The following is a 12,120-nucleotide window of genomic DNA, read 5'->3' on the forward strand; positions in this document are numbered from 1 at the left end:
CAGCGACATGGTGCGATCCRCTTATTCCGGCGAGACCAGCCGGCCCGGCACGGTCTGGCGCGCCTCATCGGCCAGCATGATGGGAATGCCATCGCGGATCGGATAGGCCAGTTTGTCGGCCTGGCAGATCAGTTCCTGGGCGGCGCGGTCATGTTCCAGCTTGCTCTTGCACAGCGGGCAGACCAGGATTTCAAGCAGCCGGTTGTCCATCTTGCGTTTCCTTGGTGTGGCCGGCGGCGGTCGCGGCGCCCGGCGCTGTGGGAGCGGCCTGGGCATGCGCGGCGACGGCGCGGCGAATTTTTTCGATCAGGCCCGCGTCGATCACGGGCGTGGTGGGGACGACCCAGATCCGCGGGTCCAGCGGGTCACTGAGGCGCTCGCATTTTACGGCATCCTTCTCGGTGATCAGGATCGCATCGGCCGCTTGCGCGGCAGGGTCGCCGGCGAACGGGTTTTCGGCGAAGTCGTAGTGGTCCGGCAGGGGCATGGTCTGCGGCGCGAGGCCGGCTGCGCGCAGGCTGGCGAAGAAGCGCTCGGGGTTGCCGATGCCGGCGGCGGCCAGCACGCGCTGCCCGGCAAACGCCGACAGCGGCTTGGCCATGGTCGGGTCGGCCAGTTGCCAGGCGTCGTCCAGCACCAGGCGCATGCCGTAGACATCCGGCTGGCCTGGGCTGGGGCGGAAGTCCGGGTCGTTGATCAGGGTGGCGTCGCGATGCCGCGAGAGCGATTCGCGCAGCGGGCCTGCCGGCAGCAGCAGGCCGTTGCCGCCCATGCGCGAATCGAACATCACGATCTCGAAGTCGCGTTGCAGCTTGTAGTGCTGCAGGCCATCGTCGAGCAGCAGCACGTTGACGCCGGGGTGCGAGACCAGCATGGTCTGCGCGCACAGCGCGCGGTCGGGGAAGACCCAGACCGGCACGTCGGTGGCGCGCGCGATCAAGAGCGGCTCGTCGCCCACGTCCTTGGCCTGCGAGGTGGGCTTGACCCGGCGCGGATGCTTGAGCTTGACGCCATAGCCGCGCGAGACCACACCCGGGCGCAGGCCGGACTCGGCCAGTGCATGGGCCAGCGCGATCACCGCGGGGGTCTTGCCGGTGCCGCCCACGGTCACGTTGCCGACCACCACCACCGGCATCGGCAAGCGCGTCGAGTGGTACCAGCCGCGCCGGTATGCCAGGCGCCGCCAGCCGCTGACCAGGCCGAACACCCACGACAGCGGCAGCATCAGCCAGGCGAACCAGCCGCGGCGCTGCCACTGGGCGGTCACGAAGTCGGCAAGGGCGTTGCGGGGAGCGGGCATGGGCGTGGTAGGCAGGGCTGGGCGGTAATGCTGCGTTGAAAAGGGCAGGGATGGGGCCGGGGACGGTAGCACGGCGCGCCGGCATGATCGCTTCATTGCGTCATTGCGGGGCAGCGCAGGCGAGCCACCCAGTCATTATGGGCACCTTGCGGCGCCCGCCGCAAGGTGCGGCTCGCAAGCGCGGGATTGCGTCCCCGCGCCGGGCCGCTCAGCGCGCCTGCGAGCTCTGCGTGGCGAAGGTCAGGCGGGGCAGCCCGGCCAGGCGGGCGGCTTCCATGACGTTGATCACGGACTGATGCGTGGCTTGCGCATCCGCATTGACGATCAGCACGGGCGGCTGGCCATCGGCCGGGGCCGCTACCTCGCGCAGGCGCTGGGCCAGGCTGGTCACGTCCTGCTGGTCCATGACCTGCTTGTTGATCGAATAGACGCCCTTGGCGGATACGGATACCACGATCTCGCCGGGGCGCTGCAGCGCCTTTTCGGCGTCGGCGGTCGGCAGCTGGATCTGCAGCTCGGTATAGCGCGAGTACGTGGTCGTGATCATCAGGAAGATCAGGATCACGAGCAGGACGTCGATCAACGGGATGAGGTTGATCTCCGGTTCTTCACGCCGCTGGCGGGATCGGAAGTGCATGGCGTATCAGGCGCGGCGCTGCGGCAGGATGGCGTCCAGGAAGGCKGTGGCGCGGAATTCCAGCTCGGCCACGTAGTCGTCCACGCGCCGGCGGAAGTAGCGCCAGAAGATCAGTGCCGGAATCGCGATGATCAGGCCGAAGGCGGTGTTATAGAGCGCCACCGAGATGCCATGTGCCAGCTGCTCGGGGCTGGCGCCGGCACCACCCTGGCTGCCGAAGATCTCGATCATGCCGATCACGGTGCCCAGCAGGCCCATCAGCGGCGCTACCGATGCGATCGTGCCCAGTGCATTCAGGTAGCGCTCCAGCTCGTGCGCCACGGCGCGCCCGGCTTCCTCGACCACTTCCTTGGCGGCATCGCGGGATGTATGCGGCTGCAGCACCACATGGCGCAGGCCAGCGGCCAGCACGCGGCCCAGTGGGGAATTCTGCTCCAGTGTGTTGACCACCTCCGGCGTAGCGCGGCGCTGGTGCGCCACCGACAGGGYTTCGTCGTAGAGCTTGGGCGGCAGCACCTTGCTGCGCTTCAGGCTGAGGAAACGCTCGACGATCAGCGCCAGGGCGATGACCGAGGCGAGCAACAACGGCCAGATCGGCCAGCCGGCAGCTTGAATGATGGAAAACACGTGGAACCCCGAGTCAACGGCTTGTGTGCTCATGCCAGGCGCCGCGGCCGTGCGCGCGCTGGCTATGTTCGAAAATGTTCGAAAAAATCAGGCGCCACTCTAACCCGCAGCACCGGGCGGGGCAAGACGCAGCATCGCGGTGTGTCTGCCGCGCATCGTGCGCGCGAGGCGCTGGAGGCGGCGACTGCCGGGATGTCCACATGGAACAGGGACAGCGCTGTGGATGAATTGTGGACAGAGGGCTGACAAGGCGGTCAAGTCACTGATTGATAAGGAAAAATTGTGGGCCGCCTAAAAAGCGGGCAGGCGGCGAGTGGCGCGGACATCCTTCGGGCACGCGCGAACCGCGCAAAACCGGAGTCCGCTCTATCCACATTAAAACAGGACAGTGCTGTGGACCGTTTGTGGACAGACGCCTGAAAAGAATGCTAAGTCATTGATTGGAAAGGTGAGTATACATAGTGCCTAAATAATGTGCAGGGCACGCCAGATGGGCTTCTCGAGGGCCTCCAACGCCCCGCGAATGAAAAAATCCCGGTATGTCTCTCACTTTCCACATTCCGCCGGGACAGTCTTGTGGACGGGTTGTGGAAAACTATCTGAGAAGCCACTTAAGTCATTGATTGAACAGCGCTTCATACATGCTGATTAAAAAATGGGCAATAGCCATTTGCACGGTGTTTTCCAGTCCCCGTGCTCAGGCTCGGGACATCGCCCTGCCATGCCATGCTAAGGAGGCCTTGCGATCTCTTTTGCCCGCCGGATGGGCACCTCCGGCGGGCAGGAAATAGTTTTCCACAGGCAGCGCGTTCTAGCCAAGGTTGTCCAGAGTTCCTGTGGATAACTTTGTGAACAAGCCTGGGGTGCAGCCGGTAAGTGTTTGACGCATAAGGGGTTTGCTTACATTGCCTAAAAAATAAGACAGCTGAAAGCGCATAAGAATCAAAGGCTTGTGTCAAGTCACGCGGCTTTGCGGGGTTATTGCCTCCCCCACTCCAAGAGACTTGACAGACCAGTTATGCTGTGGACATGTCAATTCCACGCCGCTTGCCCGGCCGTGCGCCATGTCAGAACCGTTGAACTTTTCGCGTGAAACCCAGCCGATGGCCCCTCCCGGGGCGCGTGAGGCGATTCCCGTCGGAGAGCTGAACCACGCGATCGCCCAGGTACTGGAACGTAGTTTCCCGCTGACCTGGGTCCGGGGCGAAATCTCAAATTTCACACGCGCCGCCAGCGGCCACTGGTACTTCTCGCTCAAGGACGCGCGCGCCCAGATTCGCTGCGTGATGTTCCGCGGGCGCAACCAGCATGTCGACTTCACGCCGCGCGAGGGCGAGGCGGTCGAGGTACGGGCGCTCGTATCCATGTATGAGGCGCGCGGCGAGTTGCAACTGGGCGTAGAAGGCATGCGCCGCGCCGGCCTTGGCAATCTGTACGAGGCATTCCTGCGCCTGAAGGAAAAGCTCTCGCAGGCCGGGCTGTTCGCGCCCGAGCGCAAGCGGCCGCTGCCGGTTCACGCCCGCACCATCGGCGTGATCACCTCGCTGCAGGCGGCGGCCTTGCGCGACGTGATCAGCACCCTGCGCCGGCGCGCGCCGCATGTGCCCGTCGTGGTTTACCCGGTGCCGGTACAGGGCGCCGGCGCCTCGGCGAAGATCGCCGCCATGATCGACACCGCCAGCGAGCGCAACGAATGCGATGTGCTGATCCTGTGCCGCGGCGGCGGCAGCATCGAGGACCTGTGGTCGTTCAATGAGGAGAGTGTGGCGCAGGCCATTGCGCGCTGCGCCGTGCCGGTGGTTTCCGGTGTGGGCCACGAGACCGATTTCACCATCGCCGACTTCGTCGCCKACGTGCGCGCGCCCAYGCCCACCGGCGCCGCCGAGCTGGTCAGCCCGGACCGCAGCCATATGCTGCTGCAAGCCAGCCGCGCGCGCGACGCGCTGGCCCAGTGCATGCAGCGCCAGCTCGACCGGCGGGCCCAGAACCTTGACTGGCTGGCGCGCCGCCTGCGCAGCCCGCAAGCGCAGCTGCAGGAGCGCCGCCTGCAGGTCGACAACCTCATGCGTCACCTGCGCTCTGCGCTGCGCGATACCGTGGCCGCCCAACGGCACCGCCAGCAGGTGCTGGCCATGCGCTGGGCTGCCGGCCGTCCCGACCTGGCCCTGGCCCAGGCCGAGTTGCGCCGCACCGCGCTGCGCCTGCGCGATGCCTCGCAGCGCCAGGTTGAGCGCGCCGGGCAGCGCTGGCAGCGCGCCGCCGGCACGCTCGAGGTGCTGGCGCCGCAGCGCACCCTGGAGCGCGGCTACGCGGTGCTACTGGACCAGCGCGGACACGCCTTGCGCTCGCCGTTGGAGCTGCGCGCGGGCGCCGTGATCGAAGTCCACCTGGCCGAAGGCGTGGCCGATGCCAGCCTCGCCAGCGTCCAGCCCCGGCTGGCGGAACTCTAAGCCCGGCGCGCGTCGGCGGGCCGCCGACAGCGCTTGCATATCGATCAAACTAATATGGTCGAAGGGGCTTTGTCTGCCGCGTTTGCGCGGGTATGGCAAGTCCCCTACAATCGACAATTCCTGATCTTCAACCCCACAGAAAGAGACAGAACAATGGAACATACTCTCCCCCCGCTGCCTTACGCTCATGATGCGCTCGCTCCGCACATCTCCAAGGAGACCCTGGAGTTCCACCACGACAAGCATCACCAGACCTACGTCACCAACCTGAACAACCTGATCAAGGGCACCGAGTTCGAAAACTCGACGCTCGAAGACATCGTCAAGAAGTCCTCCGGCGGCATCTTCAACAACGCCGCCCAGGTGTGGAACCACACCTTCTACTGGGACTCGCTCAAGCCCAACGGCGGCGGCCAACCGACCGGCGCACTGGCAGATGCCATCAACGCCAAGTTCGGCTCCTTCGACAAGTTCAAGGAAGAATTCACCAAGACCGCGGTCGGCACCTTCGGCTCGGGCTGGGCCTGGCTGGTGAAGAAGGCCGACGGTTCGCTGGACCTGGTCTCGACCTCCAACGCCGCTACCCCGCTGACCACCGACGCCAAGCCGCTGCTGACCTGCGACGTGTGGGAACACGCTTACTACATCGACTACCGCAATGCCCGCCCGAAGTATGTCGAGGCATTCTGGAACGTCGTGAACTGGGACTTCGCCAGCAAGAACTTCGCTGGTTGATCTAGCGGTTGCTGCTACACAAGACGTTGAAAAATGGCCCCTGGATTCAGGGGCTTTTTTTGTCTCGATGGCGGACCGCGCCAGCGATGGTGGCGCTACCCATGCCGGCGACCGCGGCAGTCGCTCGAGACAATACGTTCTGGTGTCTCCGAGCTTACTTAGAGGCCATTTCAAAAAGATTCTGGCGTCGTTGCGCGGCCTTGCCGTACCACTTGTACTGTCTGCGGCCGCGCGCCTAGCCAGAACCGCTTCGCTTCATTTTGAAACAGCCTCTTAAAATGCATGGGACGATGCGCTCCCCGAACGGTTGGAAGATCACGAATTGTCCTGCGCCCAGCGCTCCACCAGCTCGGCGGGGATTGCCTGGAACACTTCATCGAAGCGCTTGCCAGTCAGCCGCTCGGCTTGCCTGAGCAGTAGCGCTACGGGGCTGCTGGGTTCATGTAGTTCGAACCATTGACGAGCGGTGCGGACGCCGGCCAAGGCGGCATCGCGGTCCCGCGGCATGTCGGCGGCTGCATGCTCGGTGGTCGCTATAGGGGAAAGACCACCTGCGGCACCGTCGCCTGTCGAGGCCGCGATGCTCAAATCGGGCCGCGGCGCGGCGGCGGCCGCGACATTACCCGTCATCGTGCCGAGTAGCTTGAGCAGCGGGCTCAGGTCAGGGCGGTCGTTCCGGAGGTTGGCTTTCGCCCAGCCGTCGATGGCAGCGGCATATCCTGCGGCTTCGTCCACTGCGAGGAGGGCGGGGCTGTGCTGCTGGCGCAAATCCTGCAATTGCAGGCGCACCGATTCCGGCGCCGGGGCGTCCACGGGCCGTGGCACACCGAGCGAACGCTCGACGTCCCGGACCTGCAGCCGAAGCGCGGCATTGCCCGTGATCGTCAACGCCCGCACGTCCCGCATCAGCCCTTCCGGGTCGGCCAGTGCGGCCAGTGCGTTGGCGCGCATGGCAGGATCGGCTTCGCCATCGACCATCAACTGCGGATGGATCGCATCCGGCCATTTCGTCAGCAGTTGCGCCAGCGCATCGAGGCCGTCTCTCAGCCCGGCCGTCTGGGCTAGCCGAGTACGGCACCGCAGCAGCAGCACCAAAATGCGGATGTCGCGCGTTCGCAAGAGCAGGCGCCGGCAGTCGCGCTCCAGCTCGGCCCAGTTGCAGGCTTCCGGCTCACTGACGAAGTCGCCGTACTGTGCGTCGGCCCTCGGAGCGGCCTTGGCCAGAAGTATGACGAATTCAGGGTCGTACTCCAGGTCATCGCCGCATGGCCTGTCGGKAGAGACCGGTTCCAGCAGYTCCGGGAAGGGAAATTCAGGTCTTGGCGCCGGTACGGGCTTGGTTTTGGCTTTCATGGTCAATGTGTCGCGTAGTGTTCGGGCTCGAACACCATGCCGGTGATGGCGCGGCTGCGATCCGGTTCGCCCAGCCATGTAGACCAGCCCAKGCGTTCCTGTGAGCCCAGGATGGCGGGTGGAGCAGAGTCAGGGATCACCTGCAGCTCGGCTTCCCAAACGAATTCATAGCCTACGAAGGCGCGCACCCATTCAATGAGCGTCGGAAGGTCCCGGCCGTTGGGCGTAAAGTTCAGGTACTGCTGCAGCCCGAGCGGACCGATCACCAGGCGGAACTTGTGCTGCCGGTCCGGTACCATCTCGCCAAGCATGGCGCCTTGCCCCATGACGCTTGGGGCGCCCGGATGCCCCAGGCGGCTGTGTTCGGCTGGATCGATGGCGATCCAGTGCAGCACATATTCTTCCAGCCTGACGGATACCCCGAAGAAGTGCGAGAGCGTGGCCGCAATGCCATCGGGATTGCGTGCTTCGCGCACCTGATGCGCACCGGCGGMGAGCCGCGCGTGCGGGGGTAGGGGACCGTGCGCGATCTCTTCGGCTTCGTTGCCCGTCAGCCAACCGATATAGCGGGAGAACACCTCGTCGTCGCGCCGATCGAGGCCCGCTGCGGCTTGCGAGCCTGCCCAGGCACGGTAGAACTGCGTGAAAGCGCGATGGTGGAACAGGTCCAGAAAATCGGCGGTGGTGCTGTCCCGGTGTGTTTCACTGCGCTCCCGTACGATTTCCGTCAGGTGGATCGGCAGTGCCCCATTCGGCCCCAGCATGCCCAGACCAAACAACTGCACCTTGAGCCGGCCAGGCAGCGGCTGCACCTGCGCGATCTCGCGGGGCGCGAAGGTGAGCGCGGCCTGCTGGCCAGCCCGGAATGGCTCGTCGCGCGGCCGGCTGGCTTGCCCGATCGGGGGCAAGTCAGGGTGCAGGGCGGACAGATGCCGCAGGAGCCCAAGAAAGCTCAGCTTCCACGGCGCCTGGCCGGCGTAGCTTCCCGGCGGCGCCGTGGCCGTTAGCGCTGGCGGCGCATTGTCGTCGTGTCCTTTGAACATGGCTACACGGCGCTACGGCCGCCCATGCGCACGGGCCAACGATGCACCAGGCCGCGTTGCATCGAGTGCAGTTCGGTCTGCGTGAAGACGTTGACCGACACGTGACGCGCCAGGAAATGCTCCAGCACCACGCCAAACAGGTATGGGCTGATGCCGGAGAAGCCGCCTTCGTCCACGGTAAGCTGGCACTGGATACCACGGCCGTAGATCAAAGGGCCGTTGCCCGGCAGCCGTCGCATGACCGGCTCCACCTTCGAGCCGATCAGGCTCTGGATCTGCGCCTGGTGCGCCAGATCGTCGCTCGCCACGAAAAGCCGAAGCATGTCACGCAGACCCTGGCCGCCTGAGCGATGCTCCAGGTCGGTCAGCGACAGGTAGTTGAAGCCCAATAGCCGAATCAGCCGCCAGGCCATTTCGCCGTCCGCATAAGGTGGCCGAGGTGCCGACGGCGCGCGGATCAGGCCGATTCCGTCCACGGGGATGGATGCCGCCGGGGTCAGGTCGTGCAGGCCATTGCGCGGTACCAGATTGGGCAAGTCGCGATTGGTGACCAGTGACTCCACCGACAGGTAGCGCAAGGTGTCCGGGTAAGGGGCCTCGTGCTGGTCCACCAGCGACACGAACAGCTCGGTACCGACGTATGCGGTGCGAGTGCCGTACTTGCGAGCCTGCTCCGAGATCAGCCGGCGCTCGCGCCGCAGGGAAAAGTAGCGGCCGTGATTGCCCTCGTCACTGTTCAGCGTGGCAAAGAGCGGCTGAAAGGCGATGCTGGCACTGTGCTGGGACTTCTGCCCGGAGAGCTGCTTGACGGCGTAGATTTCATAGTCGAGCGGATGCTGTCGGTCGGCGACCAGATGGAAGTCGGTGCGGCCGGGTGTGATCTCGATGCGATCGGTGCGTTTCGGGAACAGATTGACCACCGGTGTGCAAAAGAGCGCGAACTGGTCCCGGTCGACCTGGCTGATCAGATTGCCAGGCGGCGTTGACAGCAACACGACGATCTCGGCTTCCTTGCCGCGGATCTGGCCGAACCCTTGTGCCAGCTTGTTGAGACCGAAGAAGTAGAAGCGTTGCGGGCACGCGAAATACTCATGCAACAGGTTGTGCCCAAAGAAGTTGTTCCACGGCAACGGCAGCGCACCCTCGCCCGGACCCATGCCCACATAGCTGACGGCATCCTCTGCCACCGCGTAGGGGCGTTCGCTCATGGCGCCGGGTTGTCCAATCAGCGTGGCGACGCCGGCGCTGTGCAAGAGCTCGAACAGATGCGAGGCGATTTGGTCGTCCCCGCGCAGATAGACTGGCAACTGGTCCAGGCCGGGCAATTGATCGAAGGTGGCATCGCGCGTGCAGCGCAGGCGTAGGCGCAGYGCTCCCTGTACCGTCAGGTGGGCAGGCACATAGCGCTCCAGCCCGCGAATGTCCGGTGGAATGCCAGTGAGCCGGGCTTCGGTGATTTCGAGCGGCCACAGCGTTAGGGGTTGCGTGGTCCTGAATTGGCAGGCCGTCTTCTCGCCCGGCGCCGGCGCGGCATCGACCTGCGCGCCGCGCGGCACCTCCACGCCACGGGCAAAATCGCCCTCGATCCGGCTGGGGCGGAACTGTGCGACAGCAATCGACGGCGTCGGCGCCACGTAGTTCGGGTAGACCACCTCCAGCAGCCGCTGCGTAAAGCGCGGAAACTCCGCATCGAGCTTGATCTGGGTGCGCGCCGACAGAAAGCAGAACGCCTCGATCAGGCGTTCCACATAGGGGTCGGCCACCTCGGTGCCATGCATGCCCAGGCGCCTCGCTACCTTCGGGTGCTGATTGGCGAATTCCCCGGCCAGCTCGCGCATGTAGACGAGCTCGCGGTTGTAATAGTCGAGCAGTTGCGGATCCATGGCGTCAGGTGGTGTGAATCGATTGGACGCTCATCCGGCTGGTTTCCAGGTCGAGTGAGCTTTGGGCAGTGAATGCCATCGGGTATGGGTCCATATGGATCAGGCCCTTGATCTCGAACACCAGGGTGTTGTAGCGCTGCGGCGCGTCTTCTTTCAAAAGCGGCTTCACGTCCAGCGAGCCGGGAATGAGCCGGGGCTCGAAGTCCAGGATGGCGCGCCTGACGATGTTGACGATGTCGTTCCACTTACGCTCGGACAGGTAACTGCCGGCGACCGGCGGTACCCCGTAGTTGATCGTCGATGCAGCGGCAGCGCGATAGCGCTTGCGATCGATTTCATCCTCGCGGTTGGTGGTATTGAGCAGATAGGTGAGATCGCGCTGGATGATCTCGCGCATCTGGGCGCGCGTGACCGTGTATTCGTTTGCGCTTTCGGTCTGCCGTTGGGGCGCGTCGTCGCGCAGCCGGTCAAAGAGCGTCGGCAGCAGTTGCGTATTCGGGCGGCTTGGTACCCGTGGTGGGCGGTGGTCAGCCATGCCCGCTTACCAGCGTGAGGGTCGCCACATCGAGCATGGCCACATCGCCCGCATCCGTCATCCAGGTCTTCTGGCCGAATCCGATGACACCGGTTTCGCCTACTTCGGCCCAGTTGGTTTCGCGGGCGAGCCGGATGGCGTCGCTACCCTGCCCAGAGTCAGGGTAGCGCACCGGCATGAAGCCACGGCTGACCACACCGTCGGCGAACGTCACGGTGGCCGGGCGCCACAGCAGATCGAGCAAGCCGGCAGGCTCGGCCAGCTCAAGCTTGTGCATCTGGGAAAAAGGCAGCCAGGCGTAGCGGCCCGCAGCCACGATTTCGCAGGTCGGGCCCAGGCGCGTGTCGGTGTCGGTGATCCACGCGAAGCGCACACCGTCGTGCATGCCGGGCGAGGCCGGGACCTCCGACAGTGCCCGGTTGCGGCTGCCATCGGCGGCGGCGATTTCACCGGTTTGGGTTTGTAAGAGCGCGACGTGCAGCCCGGACATCCAGGCCGGGGCCGGCAGCAGGGAGCCGGGCGCGCGCCGGCCTGCGAAGACCTCGCACCGGAACACCTCCGCGCGGATCAAGTCGCGGTAGACATGCGCGGTTTGCGCAAAGTCGGGTGCGAGCCGCGTGGCCACCTGCAGTTGCCGGAGCGCGCGCGTCCAGTCGCCAACCACGCACAGCCACTGGAATAGCTGCCAACGGAAGTCAAATGAGCCGGGCTGCAGGCGCACCCGGCCTTCCGCCGCGGCGAGCGCGCCGGTGACCGAACCGGTTTGGCGCAGGACCGACGATAGCCCGGTGTCGAGTGCGCTTTCGGGGGCTTGCGTATCAAGCGCCATGATCGGGCTCCGGCGTTTGTGCTTGTGCTTGTGCAGGGCGGTAGGCGCTATCCATCGAGATGAGGTGGTGTTCGCGGCGGGTAAGGGGAGCGGCCACGTCACGGCGCCTGGTGGGCACGATGTCCCCCGCGAAGAGCCAGAGCACGTCCGGCGCGGGCGGGATCACAAAGAGCGGGTGGTCATCCAGGGGCTGCGGGGAGCCGATCAGGGCGTTGATGTGGCCGGCGGTGGCAAGCATGTCCATCAAGCTGTGGGCATCGTCGGCCTCGCGTGCGAGCGTCTGCAGCGGGTTCCGAGCGATCTGCGCCGGTACAACCGATGCCGCCCCAGTGCTGGCCTCCGCGTGGGCGCTCACGTAGTCGGGATCGCGCAGCGCCGCCTCGGCCTCGCGTTTGATCTGCTCGATCACGTCAGTCCGATCGGGGGCAGCAGCTTGCGCTGTGCGCTCGCCAGCCGCCGGTCTCAGCACCGAGAACGGATCGGCCGTGCCCGGGTGCATCCCGCCGAGCGCATCCCAAGACCAGGGCGTATCGCTATCGCGGTCGAATCCGGGGGCGGTGGCGCCGGTCCCTGCCGGGAGGGTCTGYGAGTCGCTCATGACCTTGCCTCGCTAGTGATAGGTTCAGGAATGGACCCGATGATAATCGAAAATCACGGCTAGACAAAATGCAAACGGATGTCATTAATTTCGGTCTACGCGGCGGCTTTGAATTAGGGATCTGTTGTCC

General features: G+C 65.1%; 12 protein-coding genes. 2 read left to right on the forward strand and 10 right to left on the reverse strand.

The genetic code is table 11. The features are described from left to right. Positions 1–21: 21 nt before the first annotated feature. The 4 genes from AC1DS3_RS27235 to AC1DS3_RS27250 all read right to left on the reverse strand — a co-directional run bounded on the left by AC1DS3_RS27235 (position 22) and on the right by AC1DS3_RS27250 (position 2,564). Positions 22–210, reverse strand: a complete 189-nt coding sequence (locus tag AC1DS3_RS27235; protein ID WP_441639596.1) for a Trm112 family protein — start codon at positions 208–210, stop codon at positions 22–24. Further along, positions 191–1,300: a tetraacyldisaccharide 4'-kinase gene (gene lpxK / locus AC1DS3_RS27240; protein ID WP_441639597.1), complete on the reverse strand. Its 1,110-nt coding sequence runs from the start codon at positions 1,298–1,300 to the stop codon at positions 191–193. The genes AC1DS3_RS27235 and lpxK overlap by 20 nt, the downstream gene beginning before the upstream one ends. A gap of 208 nt (positions 1,301–1,508) precedes the next feature. After that, positions 1,509–1,937: an ExbD/TolR family protein gene (locus tag AC1DS3_RS27245; RefSeq protein ID WP_441639598.1), complete on the reverse strand. Its 429-nt coding sequence runs from the start codon at positions 1,935–1,937 to the stop codon at positions 1,509–1,511. 6 nt (positions 1,938–1,943) lie between these two features. After that, the gene (locus AC1DS3_RS27250; RefSeq protein WP_477128337.1) at positions 1,944–2,564 is read right to left on the reverse strand and encodes a MotA/TolQ/ExbB proton channel family protein; all 621 of its coding nucleotides are present in this window, start codon (positions 2,562–2,564) and stop codon (positions 1,944–1,946) included. Between the two features lie 1,064 nt (positions 2,565–3,628). On the opposite strand from AC1DS3_RS27250, the gene xseA reads away from it, so the two are divergent. Together xseA and sodB are read left to right on the forward strand one after the other, a co-directional pair. After that, a complete protein-coding gene (gene xseA, locus AC1DS3_RS27255) occupies positions 3,629–5,014 on the forward strand; it encodes an exodeoxyribonuclease VII large subunit (protein ID WP_477128334.1) in 1,386 nt (461 codons plus the stop codon). 153 nt (positions 5,015–5,167) lie between these two features. After that, a complete protein-coding gene (gene sodB / locus AC1DS3_RS27260) occupies positions 5,168–5,749 on the forward strand; it encodes a superoxide dismutase [Fe] (RefSeq protein WP_183031929.1) in 582 nt (193 codons plus the stop codon). 315 nt (positions 5,750–6,064) lie between these two features. Here the strand turns inward: sodB and AC1DS3_RS27265 are convergent, their stop codons facing one another. The 6 genes from AC1DS3_RS27265 to AC1DS3_RS27290 are packed head-to-tail and all read right to left on the reverse strand — an operon-like array spanning position 6,065 to position 11,990. Continuing rightward, the gene (locus tag AC1DS3_RS27265; RefSeq protein WP_477128335.1) at positions 6,065–7,102 is read right to left on the reverse strand and encodes a type VI secretion system protein TssA; all 1,038 of its coding nucleotides are present in this window, start codon (positions 7,100–7,102) and stop codon (positions 6,065–6,067) included. Positions 7,103–7,104: 2 nt separating this feature from the next. Continuing rightward, entirely contained in the window at positions 7,105–8,145 is a 1,041-nt protein-coding gene (gene tssG, locus AC1DS3_RS27270) for a type VI secretion system baseplate subunit TssG (RefSeq protein WP_477128336.1), read from the reverse strand. 2 nt (positions 8,146–8,147) lie between these two features. Continuing rightward, the gene (gene tssF, locus AC1DS3_RS27275; RefSeq protein WP_441639602.1) at positions 8,148–10,028 is read right to left on the reverse strand and encodes a type VI secretion system baseplate subunit TssF; all 1,881 of its coding nucleotides are present in this window, start codon (positions 10,026–10,028) and stop codon (positions 8,148–8,150) included. 4 nt (positions 10,029–10,032) lie between these two features. After that, positions 10,033–10,563 (reverse strand): type VI secretion system baseplate subunit TssE, encoded by a 531-nt coding sequence (tssE, locus tag AC1DS3_RS27280; protein WP_441639603.1) that lies wholly within the window; start codon positions 10,561–10,563, stop codon positions 10,033–10,035. Then, entirely contained in the window at positions 10,556–11,392 is an 837-nt protein-coding gene (locus AC1DS3_RS27285; RefSeq protein WP_441639604.1) for a type VI secretion system accessory protein TagJ, read from the reverse strand. The genes tssE and AC1DS3_RS27285 overlap by 8 nt, the downstream gene beginning before the upstream one ends. Next, positions 11,382–11,990, reverse strand: coding sequence for a TagK domain-containing protein (locus tag AC1DS3_RS27290; RefSeq protein WP_441639605.1), 609 nt, complete (start codon positions 11,988–11,990; stop codon positions 11,382–11,384). The genes AC1DS3_RS27285 and AC1DS3_RS27290 overlap by 11 nt, the downstream gene beginning before the upstream one ends. Between the last annotated feature and the right edge of the window lie 130 nt (positions 11,991–12,120).

The sequence above is a fragment of the Cupriavidus sp. 01L46 genome (genome assembly GCF_056399905.1).

Coding starts and splice junctions, on each gene's coding strand:
- sodB (WP_183031929.1), top strand. CDS start 5,168: ATGGAACATACTCTCCCCCCGCTGCCTTACGCTCATGATGCGCTCGCT.
- AC1DS3_RS27285 (WP_441639604.1), bottom strand. CDS start 11,392: ATGGCGCTTGATACGCAAGCCCCCGAAAGCGCACTCGACACCGGGCTA.
- AC1DS3_RS27245 (WP_441639598.1), bottom strand. CDS start 1,937: ATGCACTTCCGATCCCGCCAGCGGCGTGAAGAACCGGAGATCAACCTC.
- AC1DS3_RS27235 (WP_441639596.1), bottom strand. CDS start 210: ATGGACAACCGGCTGCTTGAAATCCTGGTCTGCCCGCTGTGCAAGAGC.
- tssE (WP_441639603.1), bottom strand. CDS start 10,563: ATGGCTGACCACCGCCCACCACGGGTACCAAGCCGCCCGAATACGCAA.
- lpxK (WP_441639597.1), bottom strand. CDS start 1,300: ATGCCCGCTCCCCGCAACGCCCTTGCCGACTTCGTGACCGCCCAGTGG.